Genomic DNA, 21,213 nt, shown 5'->3' with positions numbered 1-21,213 from the left:
TATGAACGCGAAGAAAGAATCTCGTCTCCGTCGTGCCCGCCGCGCTCGCGCGAAGATCCGCGAGCTGGGCGTGTCTCGCCTGTGCGTCAATCGTACCCCCCGTCACATCTACGCGCAGATTATCTCGCCGGATGGTGGCAAGGTCCTGGCCAGCGCTTCCACGCTGGACAAGAGCCTGCGCGAGGGTTCGACCGGCAATGCAGACGCCGCAGCCAAAGTTGGTGCGCTGATCGCTGAACGCGCCAAGGAAGCGGGCATCACCCAGGTGGCCTTCGACCGCGCTGGCTTCAAGTACCACGGTCGTGTGAAGGCCCTGGCCGACGCCGCACGTGAAGGCGGCCTGGAATTCTAAAGGGTTTTACGATGGCGAAGAACGAACAGCAAAACGGCGATCTGCAGGAAAAGCTCGTGCAGGTCAACCGTGTCGCCAAGGTGGTCAAGGGTGGCCGTATTTTCGGCTTCACCGCTCTGACTGTCGTGGGCGACGGTAACGGTCGCGTCGGCTTCGGTCGTGGCAAGGCACGTGAAGTGCCGGTCGCGATTCAGAAGGCGATGGACCAGGCGCGCCGCAACATGATCAAGGTGAACCTGGTCGGCGGTACCCTCCAGTATCCGGTCAAGGCTCGTCATGGCGCCTCCAAGGTGTACATGCAGCCGGCCTCTGACGGTACTGGTATCATCGCCGGCGGCGCCATGCGCTCCGTGCTGGAATTGGCCGGCGTGCACAACGTCCTGGCCAAGTGCTATGGCTCCACCAATCCGGTGAACGTGGTCCGTGCGACCGTGAATGGCCTGGCTTCCATGCAGTCGCCGGAAGACGTGGCCGCCAAGCGCGGTCTCTCAGTCGAAGCGATCACGGGGTAATACACCATGGCAGCTACGATCAAGGTTACCCAGACCCGCAGCACCATCGGCACGTTGGCCAAGCACAAGGCCACCATGAAGGGCCTCGGCCTGCGCCGCATCGGTCACACGGTTGAACTGGAAGACACCCCTGCCGTTCGCGGCATGATCCACAAGGTCAACTACCTTGTGCGTGTTGAGGGAGAGTAATCCATGAAACTTAACAGCCTGAGCCCGGCACCGGGCTCCAAGCACGCTGAAAAGCGCGTCGGTCGTGGCATCGGTTCCGGTCTGGGCAAGACCGGCGGCCGTGGCCACAAGGGCCAGAAGTCGCGCAGCGGTGGCAGCGTGAAGCCCGGCTTCGAGGGCGGTCAGATGCCCCTGCAGCGTCGTCTGCCGAAGTTTGGTTTCACCTCCGCCAAGTCTTTGGTTTCCGAGGAAGTCCGCCTGGCCGAGCTGGCCAAGGTCGCGGGTGACGAAGTCACTCTGGAAAGCCTCAAGGAAGCCAATGTGCTGAAGGATTCCACGCAGCATGCGAAGGTGATCCTTTCCGGCGATCTGAACAAGGCGGTCACCGTTCGCGGTCTGCGGGTCACCAAGGGTGCCCGCGCAGCGATCGAAGCCGCCGGTGGCAAGGTAGAGGACTAAATGGCCAAGTCAGGAAACATGCCGGCGATGGGCAGCGGTCTGAGTGAACTGTGGGCGCGTCTGCGCTTCGTGCTCCTCGCCATCGTGGTCTACCGTATCGGTGCCCACATACCCGTTCCCGGTATCAATCCTGACCAGCTTGCTGCCTTGTTCAGGGAGCAGCAGGGCACCATCCTGGGCATGTTCAACATGTTCTCGGGCGGTGCCCTGGAGCGCATGAGTATCCTCGCCCTCGGCATCATGCCGTACATCTCGGCGTCGATCATCATGCAGCTCCTGACCGCCGTCTCGCCCCACCTCGAGCAGTTGAAGAAGGAGGGCGAGAGCGGCCGCCGCAAGATCAGCCAGTACACGCGCTACGGCACGGTGGTGCTGGCCCTGGTTCAGGCCACCGGCATGTCCGTGGGTCTGGCCAGCCAAGGCATTGCCTATACGGCCGATCTCAGCTTCTATTTCACCGCGATCATCACCTTCGTGAGTGGCGCGGTGTTCTTGATGTGGCTGGGTGAGCAGATCACCGAGAAGGGCATCGGCAACGGCATTTCGCTGCTGATCTTCGCGGGTATCGTCGCCGGCCTGCCCGGAGCTGTGGCTCAAGCCTTCGAGCTTGCCCGCAACGAGGGCGCGTGGAATGTGTTGCCGCTGTTGGCGCTTAGCCTTCTGGGTATCGCCACCGTGGCGTTCGTCGTGTTCATCGAACGCGGCCAGCGCCGGATCACGGTGAACTACCCGCGCCGCCAGGTAGGCAACAAGATGTATGCAGGGCAGAGCAGCTACCTGCCGCTCAAGGTCAACATGGCGGGTGTCATTCCGGCCATCTTTGCCTCGAGCATCCTGTTGTTCCCCGCCTCCCTCGGTCAGTGGGTAGGTGCGGGCGACGGCATGGAATGGTTGCAGCGCGCGTCCCAGGCGTTGGCCCCAGGTCAGCCCCTTTATATCTTGCTTTTCGCGGCGGCGGTGGTATTCTTCTGCTTCTTTTACACAGCGCTGGTCTTCAACCCCAAGGATGTGGCCGACAACCTCAAGAAGTCGGGTGCCTTCCTGCCGGGGATTCGTCCTGGCGAGCAGACCGCTCGTTATGTCGACAAGGTCATGACTCGTCTGACCCTGTTCGGCGCTCTCTACATCACTGCGGTTTCCCTGATGCCCCAGTTCCTGATCGTAGCGTGGAACGTGCCGTTCTTCTTTGGCGGTACCTCGCTGCTGATCGTGGTCGTGGTCATCATGGACTTCATGGCCCAGGTGCAGTCGCACCTCATGTCGCACCAGTATGAGTCGGTGATGAAGAAGTCCAACCTGAAAGGCTACGGTAGCGGCGGCATCATGCGCTAAGGCGCCGCAGGCCGATTTGGCACGCCGCAAGCCGATTTTGGAGAGAACGATGAAAGTTCGAGCTTCCGTGAAGAAAATGTGCCGCAATTGCAAGATCATTCGTCGCAATGGCGCTGTTCGCGTCATCTGCACCGAGCCGCGGCACAAGCAGCGCCAGGGTTAATCCTGGCCTGAATTGAACCGGGTGCTGGCATACCCCTTGCCCTAATGACGGGAAGGGGGTATGCTATTGCGCCTTTTGTAGTTGATTAACCGAGCAAGCCGCTCAAACTTCGGAGTAAGCTGATGGCCCGTATTGCAGGCGTCAATATCCCGGACAACAAGCATGCGGCGATCTCGCTGACCTACATCTTCGGGATTGGCCGTACTCGCGCGCAGGAAATCTGTGAAGCGACCGGCATCGCGCCGACCACCAAGATCCAGGATCTGTCATCTGAAGAGATCGACAGCCTGCGTAGTGAAGTCGGCAAGTATACCGTTGAAGGCGACCTTCGTCGTGATGTGACGCTGAACATCAAGCGTCTCATGGACTTGGGTTGCTACCGTGGTCTGCGTCATCGTCGTGGTCTTCCGATGCGCGGTCAGCGCACCAAGACCAACGCGCGTACCCGTAAGGGACCGCGTAAGCCGATCCGCAAATAACACGCACGTTCTGGCGTAAAGACAGGAATTGACATCAACATGGCTAACCCGCGTAGCAACCGTAAAAAGGTTAAAAAGCAGGTAGTGGATGCCGTTGCGCATATCCATGCCTCTTTTAACAACACGATCATTACGATCACAGACCGCCAGGGCAACGCTCTTTCCTGGGCGACAGCCGGTGGTTCGGGTTTTCGTGGTTCTCGCAAGAGCACCCCGTTCGCTGCTCAAGTGGCAAGCGAGCGTGCAGCAACTGCTGCAGCCGAGTATGGTGTGAAAAACGTCGACGTGCTGGTCAAGGGCCCCGGTCCTGGCCGTGAATCCGCCGTGCGTGCACTCAACGCCGCCGGCTTCCGCGTGCAAAGCATCACCGACGCGACGCCCATTCCCCACAATGGCTGCCGTCCGCCGAAGAAACGCCGCGTTTAAGGAGACAGATTCATGGCTCGTTACATTGGACCGAAGTGCAAACTGTCTCGCCGGGAAGGTACCGACCTCTTCCTCAAGAGCGGTGTCACTCCCTTCGAGAAAAAGTGCAAATCCGAACAGATTCCGGGTGTGCACGGCCAGCGCCGTCAGCGTCTTTCCGACTACGGCTTGCAGCTTCGCGAGAAGCAGAAAGTACGTCGCATGTACGGCGTACTCGAAAAGCAGTTCCGCAACTACTACAAGGAAGCCGCCCGCCTGAAGGGTGCGACCGGTGAGTTGTTGCTGCAGCTGCTTGAGTCCCGACTGGACAACGTCGTCTACCGCATGGGCTTTGGCGCCACTCGCTCCGAGGCTCGTCAGCTGGTAAGCCACAAGGCGATTGCCGTCAACGGCAAGACCGTTAACGTGGCCTCCTACCAGGTCAAGCCCGGCGACGTGGTATCCGTTCGTGAAAAGGCCAAGCAACAGGCGCGTATCCAGAACGCCCTGAGCATCGCCGCCAACCGTGGCGACGTGGCCTGGATCGAACTCGACGCCAAGAAGATGGAAGGCACCTTCAAGGCCCTGCCTGAGCGCGGTGACCTGACTGCCGACATCAACGAGCAACTGATCGTCGAGCTGTACTCGAAGTAAGCGGTCCGTCCGCGCCGCCCTCCTCCGGGAGGGCGGCGGTTATTACCGAGTATTCGTTTGGCAGCCTGAAAGGTGTTCATATGCAGCGTTCAGTGACAGAGTTTCTCCGTCCTCGCGACATCAAGGTCGAAGAGATCAGCGCACACCACGCAAAGATCGTGCTCGAGCCGTTCGAGCGTGGCTTCGGCCACACGTTGGGCAATGCTCTGCGTCGTATCCTGCTCTCGTCCATGCCCGGCTGCGCCGTGGTGGAGACCGAGATCGCTGGTGTCGACCATGAGTACAGCGCGATCGAGGGTGTCCAGGAAGATGTCATCGAAATCCTCCTGAACCTCAAGGACGTGGCGATCAAGATGCACAGCCGCGACGAGGCGATGCTCTCGCTGAACAAGCAGGGCCCGGCCGTCGTCACCGCTGGTGACATCGCCGTCGATCACGACGTCGAAGTGGTCAACCCCGAGCACGTCATCGCCCACGTCAATGAAGGCGCCGAGCTCAAGATGCAGCTGAAGGTGGCCCGTGGTCGCGGCTATGAGCCTGCGGATGTCCGCAGCGAAGCCGACGACGAGACACGCGCCATCGGCCGTCTGCAGCTGGATGCGACCTTCAGCCCCGTGCGCCGCGTTTCCTACAGCGTCGAAGCCGCCCGCGTCGAACAGCGCACCGACCTCGACAAGCTGATCATCAACCTGGAAACCGACGGCACCCTGGATCCGGAAGAGGCGATCCGTCGCAGCGCGACCATCCTGCAAGAGCAGCTGGCAGCGTTCGTCGACCTGGAAGCCGACAAGGAACAGGAAGTGGTCGAGGAAGAGGATCATATCGATCCCATCCTGCTGCGCCCCGTAGACGATCTCGAGTTGACCGTTCGTAGCGCCAACTGCCTGAAAGCCGAGAATATCTACTACATCGGCGATCTGATTCAGCGCACCGAGGTGGAGCTGTTGAAGACCCCGAACCTCGGCAAGAAGTCCTTGAACGAGATCAAGGACGTGTTGGCTGCTCGTGGTCTGTCCCTTGGCATGCGGCTTGAAAATTGGCCGCCGGCTAGCCTGAAGGACGACAAGGCCACCGCCTAAGCGTCGGCTCGAGTCCCAGTTTGGTAAGGAATCACAACCATGCGTCATCGTAAGAGTGGTCGTCACCTCAATCGTACCAGCTCGCACCGCCAGGCCATGTTTCGCAACATGAGCGTGTCGCTGGTCGAGCACGAAGTGATCAAGACAACCCTTCCCAAGGCCAAGGAGCTGCGTCGTCATATCGAGCCGCTCATCACCCTGGCCAAGGAAGACAGCGTCGCCAACCGGCGTCTGGCCTTCAGCCGTACCCGCTCGAAGGAAGCGGTCGGCAAGCTCTTCAACGAGCTGGGTCCGCGTTACGTCGAGCGTCCGGGCGGTTACGTCCGTATTCTCAAGTGCGGTTTCCGCACCGGCGATAACGCCCCCATGGCCTACGTCGAGCTGGTCGATCGCCCCGTCGTTGAAGAAGAGGCCGTCGGCGAGGAGTAATCCTTTCGACAGCGCTTCGACACGACGCGAAACCGACACCTCCGGGTGTCGGTTTTTTTATGTCTGTCATTTGTCGACGGGACTCTTGGGCATGATGGTCGGAAGCTGGGCCGGCCCGAGAGGGCTGGCATCCAGGGGCAGCGATGACATAAGCGCCAGGGCTGTGTGTCCGCACGGCGTGGCTTCCCCTATGCTGTCAGTCAGGGACAAGGTATCGGGGGAAGGCATGCAAAGGACGTGGCAGAGGCTGTTGTCGATGCTGGTGCTGTCGCCAGTCATCGCCGTGGCGCAGACGCCGGGCGATCCAGAAGAAGCGGGCAAGGAGGCTGCCCAGGCGTCATCATTGGCCGAGGTGGGGGGCAGTGCGGCGCCCACGGTCGCCGCAGCCGAGGTGCGCGACTGCTTTGTACAGATGGGCCAGGGGGCGGTGGGTGACTGCATCGGACTCGCCGCCGACGCCTGCCAGCAGACCCCGGGTCTCCTGGGCATCGTCGATTGTCTGGCCCAGGAGACCCGGGTCTGGGATGAACTGCTCAACGCCCAGTATCAGGAGCTGCGCGCGTTGATGCGCGAGCAGGACGAGGGGAATCCTGACGTGGGTATCTCCCGGGTGGACGCGCTAAGAGACGTGCAGCGCGCCTGGATCACCTTTCGCGACGCCGAGTGCGGCTACGCCTATGCCCGCTATCAGGATGGCACCATCCGCAGCGTCGTCGCCGCCGCCTGTCAGCTTGAACAGACCGCCCAGCGGGCGCTTACCTTGAAGGGCATCCTGCACGAGAGCAGTCTTTAGGCGTGCGCCTTGCCGCCACCCAGCGATCGCGGCCGCGTCTTCCTGTGGTTTACTGGACGCTTTGACTGAGGCGCTGATCGATCCAGCGGGCCAGGTCGCCCAGCGCGTTCAGGGCGCCTTCTCGGGTATAGGGGTGGGGCCAGGCATCGAGGACCAGATAGCGCTTGTTGCTTTCAAACCTGAAGTCTTTAGGTTCGCCATCGCGATAGAAGGAGCAAGCATCGCTGCAGGTGTCCGGAACGGTGCTCATGAAGTCCTCGGCGATGTCCTCTAGATCTGCAGAAGTAGCCTGCCGGTCGATGTAGCCTCTGACGTAGAAGCCGATACTTTCGCTGTCGGCAGCGTCAGACTCCGAGGTGGGGTAATAGACCAGGCAGGCCTGGTTGTTATGCCCTTCCCAGTGGGGGAAAGAGAAGCGGAGTACCCGCTGTTCGTCACGCCAGGTGCTGCTCGACTTGATGATCTCGTTTTCCGAAATATCCAGAGTGGACGCCAACGTGCGAGTGCACTGCTGAACCAGTTCGCTTTCCAGTAGTCCGAGTTTCCTCGCCGCCTGCTTGAGTTGAGCGAAGTGCTTGAGGGCGAACGTGAGTTCCTTGTCGTCCATGATCATGGCCTTGTCCTGGTGGGCGATGGCGTGCAGGTGCTGCAGCAGTTCCTGATAGAAGACCTGCCATTTGGTAAAGGTGCTGGTGGCGACTTCCTCGCCGAATCGCTCTCGAGCGGCGGTGATCAACTCGTCGTAGGAGACGCATACCCAGTCGACGGGGACATCGTCCCGCTGGGTCAGGGGGCTCAGTACGCAGCGGACCTGATAGGGCTGCTGATAGGCGTCAATCATGGCGGCGTAGGTAGTGAAGGGGTTGTATGACGCCGACGCCCATACCTTGTGTTCGATGCCGATCACAAAGCTGTCGCTCGAGATGACCAGATCGAGCCGCTTGTCGTTGCCATCCCGAACGTCCGGCGACGGGACTTCGCGCTCGACCGAGAGGCTGTCCCAGTCAGTGCACAAGAGCAGGTCGTCTTCTAGCTCACCCGGGAAAGCGCCCTTTTTCAGAAGGCACGCCACTAGCGCCTTGGCCAGCCACCTTGGGGCGCCTTCGTGGCTACCCATGAAGATCGCCATCAGGTCCGACAGTCGGTTCTCGTGTTGCCCCGGCCCTGAAATGGAAAAAAGGTTGGGCTCTGGCGGCGCCGGCGGGGGCATCTGCTCCATCCTTTCGAATAGCGCTTCCAGTGCGCGATGCTCATCATCAAGTGATGGCTCCTTGTTCTCGTGTGGCATGGCGGACCTCCCTGTGTGGGCAAACCGATGATTGTGTGTCTCAGCATATCGAAAGGTGGAGGCACAAAAAGTGATCGAGTTCAGGTGCCAGTCTTCTATTGGTGTTGATATCTGGTATTCAGATGACAACGGCAGTCGCAGGATGAGGCCGCGCCTGTTCCCCGTGATAAAAGTGCGCGACGCCTGGAAGATAAAAGGGGAAGGCCTTGGCCTTCCCCTTTTTTCATTTGCCTTATCTCGGGCGTCTTGCGTTGGCGATGTTGCGACACCCGCTCGTTGTGTTCCGAGGCGTCCTCAGGCGGTCGCGGTTTCCTTGTCGCCCTTGCGCGAGGTGGGGGCGGCGCGTTTGAGCAGCGGCTTGAGGAAGCGCCCGGTGTGGGAGACCTCCATCTCGGCGAGCTGTTCCGGGGTGCCCTCGGCGATGATGCGTCCACCGCCGGACCCGCCCTCCGGGCCCAGGTCGATCAGCCAGTCGGCGGTCTTGATCACGTCAAGGTTGTGCTCGATGACCACCACGGTGTTGCCGTGGTCGCGCAGCCGGTGCAGGACCGTCAGCAGCTGGCGGATGTCCTCGAAGTGCAGGCCGGTGGTGGGCTCGTCGAGGATGTACAGGGTCTTGCCGGTATCGCGCTTGGCCAGCTCCCGGGCCAGCTTGACCCGCTGGGCCTCGCCGCCGGACAGGGTGGTGGCGCTCTGGCCCAGGCGGATGTAGGTCAGGCCCACGTCGACCAGGGTCTGCAGACGACGGGCGATGGCGGGCACCGGGCTGAAGAACTCCAGCGCCTCCTCCACGGTCATCTCCAGCACCTCATCGATGGTCTTGCCCTTGTAGTGGATATCCAGGGTCTCGCGGTTGTAGCGCTTGCCCTTGCACACGTCGCAGGGCACATAGATATCCGGCAGGAAGTGCATCTCGACCTTGATCATGCCCTCGCCCTGACACGCCTCGCAGCGCCCGCCCTTGACGTTGAACGAGAAGCGGCCGGGCTTGTAGCCGCGTGAGCGCGCCTCCTGGGTGCCGGCGAACAGTTCACGAATGGGGGTGAAGATGCCGGTGTAGGTCGCCGGGTTGGAGCGCGGCGTGCGGCCGATCGGGCTCTGGTCGATGTCGATGATCTTGTCGAGCTGATCGAGCCCCTCGATGCCGGTGTAGGGTGACGGCGTCAGGGTAGTGGCCTTGTTCAGCTCGCGCGCGGCGATCGGCATCAGGGTCGAGTTGATCAAGGTCGACTTGCCCGAGCCGGACACCCCGGTAACGCACACGAACAGCCCCAGCGGCAGCTCCAGGGTGACGTCCTGGAGGTTGTTGCCCGAGGCGCCGGTGAGCTTGAGCATCTTTTCCGGGTTGCCGGGGATGCGCCAGGGCGGTACCTCGATGGCGCGGGTACCGGACAGGTACTGACCGGTCAGCGAGGCCGGGTTGGCCATGACCTCCTCCGGGGTGCCTTCGGCGACGATCTCGCCGCCATGGACACCGGCGCCGGGGCCGATGTCGAGCACGTGGTCGGCGGCACGGATCGCGTCCTCGTCGTGTTCGACCACGATCACCGTGTTACCCAGGTCGCGCAGGCGTTCCAGGGTCTGCAGCAGGCGGTCGTTGTCGCGCTGGTGCAGGCCGATGGAGGGCTCATCGAGGATGTACATCACGCCCACCAGGCCGGCACCGATCTGGCTGGCCAGGCGGATGCGCTGGGCCTCGCCACCGGACAGGGTCTCGGCGCTGCGCTCCAGGTTGAGGTAGTCGAGGCCGACGTTGACCAGAAACTCGAGTCTGGCCGAGATCTCGTTGAGGATCTTCTCGGCGATCTCGCCGCGCCGACCAGGCAGGCTGAGTTCACTGAAGTAGCGCTGGGCGTCGCCGATCGGCAGGCGCACCACCTCGGGCAGGGTGGTGTCGTCGACGAACACGTGGCGGGCTTCCTTGCGCAGGCGCGAGCCCTCGCAGGTGCGGCAGGGCTGCACCGCGATGTAGCGGGCGAGTTCCTCGCGGACCATGCTCGACTCGGTCTCGCGGTAGCGGCGCTGCATGTTCGGCAGCACGCCCTCGAAGGGATGCTCGCGGGTGACCTTCTTGCCGCGATCATTGACGTAGCTGAAGGCGATGTCGTCCTTGCCGCTGCCGTTGAGGATCACCTCGCGCTCGTGACGGGCCAGATCCTGCCACGGGGTCTCGAGGGTGAAGCGGTAGTGCTCGGCCACCGACTTCAGCTGGTTGAAGTAGTAGACGCTGCGCCGGTCCCAGCCCTTGATCACGCCTTCCGCCAGGGACAGCTCCGGGTGGCTGATCAGCTTTTCCGGGTCGAAGAACTGCTGCACCCCCAGGCCGTCGCAGGTGGGGCAGGCGCCGGCCGGGTTGTTGAACGAGAACATCCGCGGTTCGAGTTCGGCGATGGAGTAGCCGCAGACCGGACAGGCGAAGCGTGCCGAGAACGCCATGTCGTCCTGTTCACCGTCCATGAAGTGGACCATGGCGGTACCGTCGGCCAGACCCAGGGCGGTCTCGAAGGATTCCGCCAGGCGCTGCTCGAGGCCTTCGCGTACCTTGATGCGGTCCACCACCACGCTGATGTCGTGCTTGCGGTTCTTGTCCAGCGGGCGCACGTCGTCGAGTTCCAGCACCTGGCCGTCGACCATGGCGCGTACAAAGCCCTGGGAGCGCAGCTCTGCCAGCAGCTGCAGGTGCTCGCCCTTGCGACCGCTGACCACCGGGGCCAGCAGCATCAGCTTGCTGCCTTCCGGCAGCGCCATCACCTGGTCGACCATCTGCGAGATGGTCTGGGCCTCGAGGTCCTCGCCGTGTTCCGGGCAGCGCGGGGTGCCGGCACGGGCGAACAGCAGGCGCAGGTAATCGTAGATCTCGGTGATGGTGCCGACGGTGGAGCGCGGGTTGTGGGAGGTGGACTTCTGCTCGATGGAGATCGCCGGCGACAGCCCCTCGATATGGTCCACGTCGGGCTTTTCCATCATCGACAGGAACTGGCGCGCATAGGTGGACAGCGACTCCACGTAGCGGCGCTGCCCCTCGGCGTAGAGGGTATCGAAGGCCAGCGACGACTTGCCGGAGCCAGACAGTCCGGTGACCACGATCAGCTTGTCACGGGGTAGTTCGACGTCGATCTGCTTGAGGTTGTGGGTGCGGGCACCCCTGACCAGAATCTTGTCCATTCCCACCTCGAAGACGCGGCAAAAGGTCGATTATACGTGGCCGGTCGCCCGGCCGGCAAAGCCACCGGTGAAAAGACGCTTGTGAAATGACTCGAGTGTCGGCATTTTCTGGATCGCCCCCAGGCGCTAGAATATGCGGTCCACCTTCGGGGCTCTCTCCCCGCTCTCAAGCCGGAATTCGTTCATGTCCAAGGCCAGACTCTTGTTAGCCTCCGAGCGGCGCGCCATCGTCGGTCTGGCGGGGCTCTACGCCACACGCATGCTCGGGCTGTTCATGGTGTTGCCCGTACTCGCCCTCAACGCCGACCACCTGGTCGGGGCCACCCCTCTGCTGGTGGGGCTGGCGCTCGGCGTCTATGGCCTGACCCAGGCGGTACTGCAGATTCCCTTCGGTCTGCTGTCGGATCGCATCGGGCGCAAGCCGGTGATTGCTGCTGGCTTGGGGCTGTTTCTGATCGGCAGCGTGGTCGCCGCCCAGGCGGACTCCATCGCCATGATGATTGTCGGTCGCAGTCTGCAGGGCAGCGGTGCGGTGGCCGCCGCCATCATGGCGCTTCTGGCCGACCAGACCCGCGAGCAGGTTCGCACCGCCGCCATGGCGACCATCGGTCTGTCGATCGGCGTGGCCTTTGGCGTCGCCATGGTGCTCGGCCCGCTGGTGGCCAGCCACTTTGGCCTGGCCGGGGTGTTCTACTTCACCGCCCTGCTGGCGGCGCTGGGGATGCTGGTGCTGTGGAAACTGGTGCCGCCGGCGCCGCGCCGGCGCGGCCATCGTGACGTCGGCCTCGATCGCGGGCAGCTCGCCAGCATCCTCGGGCGCATGGATCTGTGGCGCATGGACGCCTCCATCTTCAGCCTGCACCTGATCCTGATGGCGATCTTCACCGCCGTGCCGTTCAAGCTGGTCGATGCCGGTGTCGTCGAAGCCCGCCATGGCCTGGTCTACCTGGTGGTGATGGGGCTGTCCTTCGTCGCCATGGTGCCGCTGGTGATCGTGGCCGAGAAGAAGCGCAAGATGAAGCTGATGTGCCTCGGCGCCATCGCCACCATCACCCTGAGTCTTGTCGGGCTGGGCCTCGCCGGTTCGGGCCTGGTAGCCCTGGGCGCCTGGCTGTTGGCCTTCTTTACCGCCTTCAACCTGCTCGAGGCCACCCTGCCGTCGATGATCAGCAAGCTGGCGCCGGCCGGGGCCAAGGGCACGGCCATGGGGGTCTATTCCACCAGCCAGTTCCTGGGGGCCTTCCTCGGTGGCGTGATGGGCGGCTTCCTGGCCCAGCAGTTCGGGCTGTCGGCGGTGTTCCTGGGGGCAGCGCTGCTGGGGCTTGGCTGGTTCGTGCTGATGCTCGGCATGCGCGCACCGCGCCACCTGTCCAGCGAGGTGGTGGCCCTGGCCGACGAACACGAGAGCGATACCCTGGACAACCTGATGGCGCGCTTTGCCGCTGTCGCCGGTGTCGAGGACGTGCTGGTGGTGCCGGAAGAGCGGCTGGCTTACTTGAAGGTGGATCGCGCCACCCTGGACACCGAGGCGCTGGCGCGGCTGACCCGTTCTTCGACCCAGCGCTCCTAGTAGCGGTAGATAGTTGCGGTAGATAGCCGCGGTAGATAGTCGCGGTAGATAGTGTCGGCACCTTGTCGCGACATCACGTCGCCGCACACTGTCTGCGCTCGAGTGCCGAGGCGTTCTTCACGGCGGCGAATCGTCTCGATCTCGCGTATAGTAGCGACATCCGCTTTTGTGGCGTCGACCGATCGACGCCGACCGATTGTCACCGGGGGCGTGGCAGCTATCCTGCCCGCCGGCCCGGCACCCATTGTCTGCATCAAGGAGTCAACCATGGCCCGTGGCGTCAACAAGGTCATCCTCATCGGCAACCTCGGCCAGGATCCGGAGGTGCGCTTTACACCGTCCGGCACCGCCGTGGCCAACCTGAACCTCGCGACCACCGATACCTGGATGGACCGCCAGAGCGGCCAGCGCCAGGAACGCACCGAATGGCACCGGGTGGTGATGTTCAACAAGCTGGCCGAAATTTCCCAGCAGTACCTCAAGAAGGGCTCGAAGCTGTACATCGAAGGTCGCCTGCAGACTCGCAAGTGGCAGGACCAGAACGGCCAGGATCGCTACTCCACCGAGATCGTCGCCAACGACATGCAGATGCTCGATGGTCGCGGTGAAGGCGGCCAGGGTGGCGGCTTCGGCGGCGGCCCTCAGGGCGGCGGCAACTTCGGCGGTGGTCAGCCCCAGCAGGGCGGCAACTTCGGTGGTGGCCAGCCCCAGCAGGGCGGCAACTTCGGTGGTGGCCAGCCCCAGCAGGGTGGCAACTTCGGTGGCGGCCAGCCCCAGCAGGGCGGCAACTTTGGCGGTGGCCAGCAGGGTGGCGCTCAGCAGAACCGTCCGCCCCAACAGGCGCCCAACCAGGGCGGTGGTCAGAAGGGCGGCTTCGGTGCACCGGACCCGGGCAACTTCGACGACTTCGACGACGAGATCCCGTTCTAAGTCCCGTTGTGGATGCCATCAAATGGCGTCATTAGCAAACCAAGGAGGCCCTGCATCGGCAGGGCCTCCTTGCGTTCCGGGTCTTCTTTTTTGGTCAGCGCCTGTTCAGTGCAGTGCCTCTTCTCGCCAAGTGCCTCTTTCTCTTGCAGCGTCTCTCTTCGGCCAAGGCGCTTCGCCTCAAGTGCCCGGGGTATCAGGGCGTCCTGGGCATGGCACGCTTGTGGGCGGTGCGCCGCCAGGTGGCGATGATGCGCTCGGCGTCCTCGGGGGCGACACTCTCGCCGGTGAGGAAGCGGTCGATGGCGGCGTAGCTGACGCCGAGGGCTTCCTCGTCACTCAACTGCGGGCGCAGTGACTCCAGGTCCGCCGTCGGCACCTTGTTGACCAGGGTATCCGGGGCGCCCAGTTGTGCAGCCATTTCGCGGACCTGGCCCTTGGTCAGGCCGGCCAGGGGCACCAGGTCACAGGCGCCGTCACCGTGCTTGGTGTAGAAGCCCATCACTGCCTCGGCGGCCTGGTCGGTGCCGATGACCAGGCCACCTTGAGCACCGGCCACGGCGTACTGGGCGATCATCCGCTGGCGCGCCTTGATATTGCCCATCACGAAGTCGCGGTGGGCCTGGTCGCGAAACTCAAGGCCTGCCTGCTCCAGCGCTTCCAGCATGGCGTCGCTGGCCGGCTTGATATTGACCGTCAGGCACTCGTCCGGCTGGATGGCGTCCAGCGCCTGCCTGGCGTCGTCATCATCCTGCTGCTCGCCATAGGGCAGGCGCATGGCGATGAAGCGTGCTTCGGGCAGTCGCTCCCGCGCTGCCTCGACCGCCCGCTGGGCCAGCAGGCCGGCGCTGGTCGAGTCCACGCCGCCACTGATGCCGAGCACCAGGCAGTGCTGGCCGGTGGTGTGAAGCTGGTCGATCAGAAACGCCTGGCGCCGCTGAATTTCATCCCTGATGTCCGCCCCGGGCTGGACTTCGAGTTCACGCGCGATGATGCGCTGCAACTGGTCGATATCGTCGTGGGTCATCCGTGCCTCCTTGCGGGATTGGGGTGTCAGTCGTGCTCACGCCAGTAGGGCGCGAGCTTGCCGTCGCGAATGTCGCGGTGCCAGTCACACACCCGTTTGAGGGCATGATGGGCCGCCGCCAGGCGGACCTCGTTGCGATCCCCGTCGAAATGCTCGGTGGTGGTGACCACGTAGATCTTGTCCTCGTAGCGAAAACCCCAGCCCAGGCACACCGTGCCCTTGGGCGGTCCATCCTCGGGTTCGCCTGGGCCGGCGATGCCGGTGTTGGCGATCGCCAGCTTGGCGTTGGAGTTGTTCAGGGTGCCCAGCACCATCTCCCGGGTGATCTCCTCGCCGGTCAGGCCGTAGCGCGAGATGGTCTCGAAGGGGATCCCGAGGTAGCGGTTCTTGGCCTCAGGCGAGTAGACGGCCAGTCCGCTGTCGATGACCTGGCCGCTGCCAGGTACGCGGGCCAGTTCCGAGGCGATCAGACCGGCGGTGCAGGACTCCGCGGTGGCCAGCTTGATGTCGTGCTCGGTCAGGTAGTCGACAAGATCTTCCAGCCATTCCATGGCGTGCTCTCCTGCGATGATGAGAGTGGGAAATGCTCGTTTTGGCAAATTCAGCATAGGGGCTGAAGGCCGGGTCTTCCAACCCACTCCTTGCGAGACGGATGCCTCTCTATCTCCACTGATGTCTTATGTTGCCGTGCAGCCAGACAGGCTAAAGTGATAAGCAGACAAATAATTTTAGTGGTGATCCAGAGGGAGCGGCGGATGCAGGATCTGTTGTGGTACCAGTACGCGTTGATCGGGCTGATCTTCTGCTGGAGCGGTTTCGTGCGCTCCAGTCTGGGGTTCGGTGGGGCGGTGCTGGCGCTGCCCTTCCTGCTGCTGGTGCTCGATGAGCCACTGGTGTTCCTGCCGCTGGTGGCGGTGCATCTGTTGATCTTCTCGAGCTGGATCGCCTGGCGCGGCCATCGTCAGATCCAGCAGACCGGCAATACCGGCGACAGCAATATCGACTGGCGCTACTTGAAGCGCGCGCTGGCGATCATGATCGTGCCCAAGCTGATCGGGGTGGTCGGCCTCTTGACCCTGCCGGCTGAGCTGATGACGGCGGTGATCTTCGTGATCGTGATCGTCTACGGCGCCAGCTACGCCCTCAATCGCCCCTTTCGTAGCCGCAGCAAGACGGTGGACGTGGTGCTGCTGGCGCTGGGCGGCTACGTCAGCGGAGCATCGCTGATCGGCGCTCCGCTGATCGTCGCGGTATTCGCTTCCCATGTGGCCAAGCACCAGTTGCGCGACACCCTGTTTGTGCTGTGGTTCATCCTGGTGGTGATCAAGATGGTGTCCTTCATCATCGCCGGAGTGGACCTGCAGCTCGAGCATCACCTGTGGCTGTTGCCCTGCGCCATGGTGGGCCATGTACTCGGCGAGCGAGTCCACCAGGCGCTGCTCGGTGCTCGCTCCGAGGTGTTCTTCCGGGTGCTCGGGGTGGTGCTGGTGGCGGTCAGCCTGGTGGGCCTTGCGACCAGCGTCGGCTGATCGCGCCAACCGGCAGCCAGACGTTTCCACCTCGATGGATGGCGAGAGTCTGCTACCTCCAAGAGGGGCGCTGATCGATGAGCAGTTGGTGTAGAATATGGCCCTTTGGTGTCCTCGGGCGTGATGTGCGAGCGGTGGTTCTCGCCGCTATTCTTGTCGCAGCGTCTGGACACCGGCCGTAACGCCAGGGCGTCGTACGAGTCTCGTGCGGCGCTCTCATGGACGAGGAGTCGTCGTGAAGCTGCTGATTCTGGACGCCGGGCATTGTCTGTCCCTGGCCCTGGCGCGGGAAAGCAATCGGCGCGGTGATACCGAGCTGGTGATCGATCCCGCGACCCGCGTGGATCCTGAAGCGCTGCGTACGCTGGCGCCGGACGCGCTGATCATTCCCCCCTTGTCGCGCCCCTTCAGCGTGCCGCCCGCCGCGGTGGTCGAACACGCCGAGGCGGTCGAGGCCTGCATGGAGGCGTGCCGTGACGTCGGCATACCGCTGGTGTGGTGCGTCTGTGACCAGCTCTACGAGGATGGCCACGATTCGCCCATCGACGAGCACGTGATTCCTGCCCCCCGGGACGAGGGGCTGCGCCGGCTGGTGGCGACGGGCGACCGTATCCGTGCCGAGTGCCCCGAGCACCTGATCGTGCGGGTCGGTCCCATGTTCGCGCTGGAGGGTAGCCACGCCTGGCTCGGCGAACTGCTCGATACCCTGATCGATGGCGGCACCGTGCCCGCCGAGACCGACGTGACCCTGTGCCCGACGTCCGCTGATGCCGTGGCCATGGCGCTGATCGGCATGCTGCAGCAGCAGGCCTGCGGCGCCAATGCCTGGGGCAGCTACCATCTGGCCGGGGTAGAGCCGGTCAGCGCCTATACCTTCGTGTGCATGGTGCGCACCCAGTTGGGCACGCGTCTGGAAGGCCAGGGCGAAAACATCGCGCTGGGCGAGGTGAAGGCGCTCAGCCACCACCATGATCAGCCGCTGCGCCGGGTACTCAACTGTCGCCGGGTGCTGGAAGTGTTCGGGGTACACCAGAAACCCTGGCGGCTCGAGGTGGGTCGCATGCTCGACACCTGGTGTCGAGCGCGGGAAGACGTGGCCTGCCAGGCGACGAGTCAGGGGAAGGACGCATGAATCTGCTGCGCAGCGTGATCTTCTATATTGGCTATTTTGCCGCGATGCTGGTGTGTGGCTTGCTGTTTCTGCCGCCGGCGCCGCTGCTGCCTCTGCGCTCGCGCTATCGGCTGCTCAACCTCTACAACCACTTCATCATCGCCTGGTTCAGCCTGGTGTGCGGGGTGCGCTACGAGATGAAGGGGCGTGAAAAACTGCCCGATGGGCCGGTGGTCATCCTGTCCAATCACCAGTGCGAGTGGGAAACCGTCTACCTGCAGTTGCTCAAGCCTCCGGTGTGCACGGTGCTCAAGAAGGAACTGTTGAACTTTCCGATCTTTGGCTGGGGGCTGCGTCTGTTGCACCCCATCGCCCTGGACCGCTCCAAGCCTGCCCGGGCCATGCGCCAGGTACTGAGCCAGGGAGGCCAGCGGCTCAAGGAGGGGTTGTCGGTGCTGATCTTTCCCGAGGGAACCCGGGTAGAGCCAGGCAAGCGTCGCCGCTACAACAAGAGTGGGGCGGTGATCGCCTGTCGCGCCGGGGTGCCGGTGGTGCCGGTGGCCCACAACGCCGGCGAATGCTGGCCGGGGCGTGACTGGATCAAGCGGCCTGGCCGCATTTCGCTGGTGGTGGGCGAGCCCATCGCCACCGAAGGACGCACCCCTGAAGAGGTGCTGGTCGAGACCGAAGCCTGGATCGAGGCGCGCCTGGAAGAGATCTCCAGCGTGCCGAGACCCGCGCCCGAAGAACTGGCGCGCAGTGTCAGTCGCTGAACGCGATCCGGCCCCACTGGGGCCGGTCTTGGGGCGCTCGGCATCATCGCCGATCGTCGAGAGCAAAGGCGGTCAAGCCGTCGCTTCGGTGGTGTTTTCCATCTCCTGATAGCCTGTCCGCTGTCTTTCGGCAACGCTCAGGTCATGTACACGCTCTCGCATGCCGTGGACGTCCTTGATGCCGGGAATAAGTTGTTGCGGATGGGTCCGGTCTGCCGTCAGCAGTATCAGGTTGCCCAAACCAAAGAGCCTGAGCAGCAAAGGCTCTGATGTCGACAGGTCGCGGATGCGTGCGATCTCCAACTGATCCACGCGGCGATTCAAGACGCCGTGATAGTAGTAGACTCGGCGCGGTGTGATATCAAACTTGGTGTTGGCCAAGCCAATGATCTTGCAGATGGGAATAATAAGACAGATCACCCAAACAGTGATGATGGCGCAGGATCGGTTCAAGATGATTGAACTGCCTGGAATGTGCAGGCTGATGAGAAACCCATAAAGATAAACGGCAACATGTACTAAATAGTATGTTCCGATTGATGCGAGCACCAATCCAACTATCAGCGAACCCACTCCCGCCAGAATCGAAGGCTTCAGCGTTGCGATAACGCTTTCATTCGAGGTGCTGTCGCTCATGGTCTTCTCCTTTTGTCGTTGGTGCGGGCCAAGCGAGTGTGGCAGCTCCGAGCATGCAAGGGCTGAAGCTGCCACCTATCGCCAGTCCTAGCCGTTGGCCAGGCGCTCGCGAATATTGTCGGCGCGTTCCTTGGAGCCCGGGTGTGACGACATCAGGCTGCTTTCACCGCCGTCGAGCTCGGCGAACTTCTGGAAGCCGGTCATCAGGCCCTCGCGCGGGATGTCTCGCTCGGTCAGTAGATCAAAGGAGAAGTTGTCGGCGTCGCTTTCCTGACTCTGGGAGAACTGGGCGTTGATGAACTTCTCGCTCAGATCACCCAGTTGAGAGTCTGACAGGGTCGCCATCGCGCTGTTGCCGGATGCCGCCATGGCGTCTCTGGCGATCGAGGTAGCGTAGGCCGTCTGCATGGCCTTGCGGCTATGCCCCAGGGCCACGTGACCCAGCTCGTGACCCAGCACACCCTCGATCTCGTTGTCGTTCATCATGTCCATCAGCCCGCTGTAGACACGCACGCAGCCGTTGGCCATGGCCCAGGCGTTGATGTCGTCGGTCATGTAGACCTTGTAGTTAACCGGGGTGCCTTCGATCTGGTGGCCCAGGCGGTCGGCAATGCGTTCCAGGCGCTGTGCATACTCAGAGTCGGGCGACGCCAGGACGGATTGGCTGTCCATCTGCTGGCAGCTCTGGTCAGACATGGCCTTGACCTCGGCGTCGCTGATGGTGGCGGCGTTGAAGCCGGCGAGCCCGGTGTTGATCATGCTGTCGGTGGACATGTTCTCGCAGCCGGTCAGCAGGGTGGTGCAGCCAAGCACGGCGACAGAAAGCGTAAGGCGTAGGTTCATGCTCATCATCCTTGATGAAAGAGGGAGTCGGGAAGGTTCCTGCAGGACAAGGTCCTGATCGGCGGTTGCGCGCGCAGGATCGCGACGGGAGTTTCTGGAGCGCAAGCTGACCGTGTTCGGAGTTGTAGCACGCGCTATTGCAGCGCAACAAACCTACCCATTTTTCGTGTTTTTCAGACAACACTTTGTCAGCAATATCGTCTTGCTCTCCCTGGCAGTGCGAATAGCGCTATCCACAAACAACGACGGCGCCCCGAGGGGCGCCGTCGTGTTACTACCTGGCCGGGCTGGTTCAGTCGTTGAAGCGCTGCAGCACCAGACAGGCATTGGTACCGCCGAAGCCGAAGCTGTTGGACAGTACGCGATCCAGCTTCACGCCATCACGGCGGCTGGTGACGATATCGAAGCCCTGGGCCTCGTCGTCGAGGTCGCTGACGTTGGCCGAGGCGGCGATGAAGTCATTCTCCATCATCAACAGCGAGTAGATCGCTTCCTGCACGCCGGTGGCGCCCAGGGAATGCCCGGTCAGAGACTTGGTGGAACTCATCGCCGGGGTGCTGTCACCGAAGACCTCGCGCACCGCCTTGAGCTCGGCCACATCGCCCACCGGCGTGGAGGTGCCGTGGGTGTTGATGTAGTCGATGTCGCCGTCGACGCTGGCCATGGCCTGGCGCATGCAGCGAATGGCGCCTTCACCTGACGGCGCGACCATGTCCTTGCCGTCGGAGGTGGCGCCGTAGCCGACCACCTCGGCGTAGATCTTGGCGCCGCGAGCCTTGGCGTGCTCGAGCTCTTCAAGCACCAGCATGCCGCCGCCGCCGGCGATGACGAAGCCGTCGCGGCTCTTGTCATAGGGGCGAGAGGCGGTCTGCGGGTCGTCGTTGTAGCTGGTCGACAGCGCACCCATGGCGTCGAACAGGCACGACAGCGTCCAGTGCTCCTCCTCGCCGCCGCCGGCGAATACCACGTCCTGCTTGCCGAGCTGGATCTGTTCCATGGCGGAACCGATACAGTGGGCAGAGGTGGCGCAGGCAGAAGAGATGGAGTAGTTCACGCCCTTGATCTTGAACGGGGTCGCCAGACAGGCCGAGACGGTGCTGCCCATGGTGCGGGTGACCCGGTAGGGGCCCACACGGCGCAGACCCTTCTCGCGCATCACGTCGGCGGCCTCCACCTGGTTGGCGCTGGAGGCGCCGCCGGACCCGGCGATCAAGCCGGTACGTTCGTTGGACACCTGCTCGGGCGTGAGGCCGGAATCCTCGATGGCCTGGGCCATGGAGACATAGGCGTAGGCCGCAGCGTCACCCATGAAGCGGCGCAGCTTGCGGTCCACCAGTTCGTCCAGGTCGATGTCGACCACGCCGGCGACGTGGCTGCGGAAGCCACGCTCGGCGTATTCTTCCTTGAAACGAATGCCGGACTGGCCGTTCTTGAGTGCCTCGAGTACCTGTTGCCGGTCATTGCCCAGGCACGACACGATGCCCAGACCGGTGACTACCACTCGTCGCATGGGAGCCTC

The 21,213-nt window shown here is 63.0% G+C and carries 24 protein-coding genes; 17 read left to right on the top strand and 7 right to left on the bottom strand.

Annotated features, from left to right (window positions below; all coding sequences use genetic code 11):
• Position 1 precedes the first annotated feature (1 nt).
• From rplR to NFG57_RS18700, 12 genes are all read left to right on the top strand, one after another.
• Positions 2-352: a 50S ribosomal protein L18 gene (rplR, locus tag NFG57_RS18755; RefSeq protein WP_045990846.1), complete on the top strand. Its 351-nt coding sequence runs from the start codon at positions 2-4 to the stop codon at positions 350-352.
• Between the two features lie 11 nt (positions 353-363).
• Positions 364-864, top strand: coding sequence for a 30S ribosomal protein S5 (gene rpsE / locus NFG57_RS18750; protein WP_045990845.1), 501 nt, complete (start codon positions 364-366; stop codon positions 862-864).
• A gap of 6 nt (positions 865-870) precedes the next feature.
• Entirely contained in the window at positions 871-1,053 is a 183-nt protein-coding gene (gene rpmD / locus NFG57_RS18745; RefSeq protein WP_045990844.1) for a 50S ribosomal protein L30, read from the top strand.
• A gap of 3 nt (positions 1,054-1,056) precedes the next feature.
• Entirely contained in the window at positions 1,057-1,491 is a 435-nt protein-coding gene (gene rplO / locus NFG57_RS18740) for a 50S ribosomal protein L15 (RefSeq protein ID WP_045990843.1), read from the top strand.
• The gene (secY, locus tag NFG57_RS18735; RefSeq protein WP_045990842.1) at positions 1,492-2,823 is read left to right on the top strand and encodes a preprotein translocase subunit SecY; all 1,332 of its coding nucleotides are present in this window, start codon (positions 1,492-1,494) and stop codon (positions 2,821-2,823) included.
• 49 nt (positions 2,824-2,872) lie between these two features.
• On the top strand, positions 2,873-2,986 hold the full coding sequence (gene rpmJ, locus NFG57_RS18730) for a 50S ribosomal protein L36 (protein ID WP_031384759.1): 114 nt from the start codon (positions 2,873-2,875) through the stop codon (positions 2,984-2,986).
• Positions 2,987-3,108: 122 nt separating this feature from the next.
• Complete coding sequence (gene rpsM / locus NFG57_RS18725; RefSeq protein ID WP_045990841.1) at positions 3,109-3,465, top strand: 30S ribosomal protein S13; 357 nt, start codon at positions 3,109-3,111, stop codon at positions 3,463-3,465.
• Positions 3,466-3,504: 39 nt separating this feature from the next.
• Complete coding sequence (gene rpsK, locus NFG57_RS18720; RefSeq protein WP_013331014.1) at positions 3,505-3,891, top strand: 30S ribosomal protein S11; 387 nt, start codon at positions 3,505-3,507, stop codon at positions 3,889-3,891.
• 12 nt (positions 3,892-3,903) lie between these two features.
• Complete coding sequence (rpsD, locus tag NFG57_RS18715) at positions 3,904-4,524, top strand: 30S ribosomal protein S4 (RefSeq protein WP_045990840.1); 621 nt, start codon at positions 3,904-3,906, stop codon at positions 4,522-4,524.
• Positions 4,525-4,604: 80 nt separating this feature from the next.
• Positions 4,605-5,603 (top strand): DNA-directed RNA polymerase subunit alpha, encoded by a 999-nt coding sequence (gene rpoA / locus NFG57_RS18710; RefSeq protein WP_108133880.1) that lies wholly within the window; start codon positions 4,605-4,607, stop codon positions 5,601-5,603.
• Positions 5,604-5,642: 39 nt separating this feature from the next.
• Positions 5,643-6,032, top strand: coding sequence for a 50S ribosomal protein L17 (rplQ, locus tag NFG57_RS18705; protein WP_045990838.1), 390 nt, complete (start codon positions 5,643-5,645; stop codon positions 6,030-6,032).
• A 226-nt stretch (positions 6,033-6,258) separates the two neighbouring features.
• Positions 6,259-6,825, top strand: a complete 567-nt coding sequence (locus NFG57_RS18700; RefSeq protein ID WP_348814954.1) for a lysozyme inhibitor LprI family protein — start codon at positions 6,259-6,261, stop codon at positions 6,823-6,825.
• A gap of 49 nt (positions 6,826-6,874) precedes the next feature.
• Here the strand turns inward: NFG57_RS18700 and NFG57_RS18695 are convergent, their stop codons facing one another.
• Positions 6,875-8,113 carry a PD-(D/E)XK nuclease family protein gene (locus NFG57_RS18695; protein WP_108133882.1) on the bottom strand — a complete coding sequence of 413 codons (1,239 nt, stop codon included), beginning with the start codon at positions 8,111-8,113 and terminating at the stop codon, positions 6,875-6,877.
• Positions 8,114-8,407: 294 nt separating this feature from the next.
• Positions 8,408-11,278: an excinuclease ABC subunit UvrA gene (uvrA, locus tag NFG57_RS18690; protein WP_045990837.1), complete on the bottom strand. Its 2,871-nt coding sequence runs from the start codon at positions 11,276-11,278 to the stop codon at positions 8,408-8,410.
• Between the two features lie 184 nt (positions 11,279-11,462).
• Here uvrA and NFG57_RS18685 point away from each other — a divergent pair, with 184 nt between their 5' ends.
• Entirely contained in the window at positions 11,463-12,848 is a 1,386-nt protein-coding gene (locus NFG57_RS18685) for an MFS transporter (RefSeq protein ID WP_108133424.1), read from the top strand.
• A 267-nt stretch (positions 12,849-13,115) separates the two neighbouring features.
• Complete coding sequence (gene ssb / locus NFG57_RS18680) at positions 13,116-13,778, top strand: single-stranded DNA-binding protein (RefSeq protein ID WP_348814953.1); 663 nt, start codon at positions 13,116-13,118, stop codon at positions 13,776-13,778.
• Between the two features lie 193 nt (positions 13,779-13,971).
• On the opposite strand, the gene nadE is transcribed toward ssb, so the two are convergent.
• Together nadE and NFG57_RS18670 are read right to left on the bottom strand one after the other, a co-directional pair.
• Entirely contained in the window at positions 13,972-14,802 is an 831-nt protein-coding gene (gene nadE, locus NFG57_RS18675) for an ammonia-dependent NAD(+) synthetase (protein ID WP_348814952.1), read from the bottom strand.
• A gap of 26 nt (positions 14,803-14,828) precedes the next feature.
• A complete protein-coding gene (locus NFG57_RS18670) occupies positions 14,829-15,353 on the bottom strand; it encodes a CinA family protein (RefSeq protein ID WP_108449184.1) in 525 nt (174 codons plus the stop codon).
• 204 nt (positions 15,354-15,557) lie between these two features.
• Between NFG57_RS18670 and NFG57_RS18665 the strand changes: the two genes are divergently transcribed.
• The 3 genes from NFG57_RS18665 (at position 15,558) to NFG57_RS18655 (ending at position 18,215) form a co-directional block, all read left to right on the top strand.
• Positions 15,558-16,331 carry a sulfite exporter TauE/SafE family protein gene (locus tag NFG57_RS18665; protein ID WP_045990832.1) on the top strand — a complete coding sequence of 258 codons (774 nt, stop codon included), beginning with the start codon at positions 15,558-15,560 and terminating at the stop codon, positions 16,329-16,331.
• A gap of 235 nt (positions 16,332-16,566) precedes the next feature.
• Positions 16,567-17,463: a sugar nucleotide-binding protein gene (locus tag NFG57_RS18660; RefSeq protein ID WP_108133427.1), complete on the top strand. Its 897-nt coding sequence runs from the start codon at positions 16,567-16,569 to the stop codon at positions 17,461-17,463.
• Positions 17,460-18,215: a lysophospholipid acyltransferase family protein gene (locus NFG57_RS18655; protein WP_045990830.1), complete on the top strand. Its 756-nt coding sequence runs from the start codon at positions 17,460-17,462 to the stop codon at positions 18,213-18,215. The genes NFG57_RS18660 and NFG57_RS18655 overlap by 4 nt, the downstream gene beginning before the upstream one ends.
• Before the next feature lie 72 nt (positions 18,216-18,287).
• On the opposite strand, the gene NFG57_RS18650 is transcribed toward NFG57_RS18655, so the two are convergent.
• From NFG57_RS18650 to fabB, 3 genes are all read right to left on the bottom strand, one after another.
• Complete coding sequence (locus NFG57_RS18650) at positions 18,288-18,851, bottom strand: PH domain-containing protein (protein ID WP_348814951.1); 564 nt, start codon at positions 18,849-18,851, stop codon at positions 18,288-18,290.
• 87 nt (positions 18,852-18,938) lie between these two features.
• The gene (locus NFG57_RS18645; protein ID WP_045990829.1) at positions 18,939-19,694 is read right to left on the bottom strand and encodes a M48 family metallopeptidase; all 756 of its coding nucleotides are present in this window, start codon (positions 19,692-19,694) and stop codon (positions 18,939-18,941) included.
• A gap of 292 nt (positions 19,695-19,986) precedes the next feature.
• Positions 19,987-21,204 carry a beta-ketoacyl-ACP synthase I gene (gene fabB / locus NFG57_RS18640; protein WP_045990828.1) on the bottom strand — a complete coding sequence of 406 codons (1,218 nt, stop codon included), beginning with the start codon at positions 21,202-21,204 and terminating at the stop codon, positions 19,987-19,989.
• Between the last annotated feature and the right edge of the window lie 9 nt (positions 21,205-21,213).

It is taken from the genome of Halomonas sp. H10-59, from assembly GCF_040070555.1.
Classification (GTDB): Bacteria; Pseudomonadota; Gammaproteobacteria; order Pseudomonadales; family Halomonadaceae; genus Halomonas; species Halomonas litopenaei.
The sequence above is the reverse complement of the archived record's forward strand: the minus strand, read 5'-3'. Positions and strand labels throughout refer to the sequence as shown.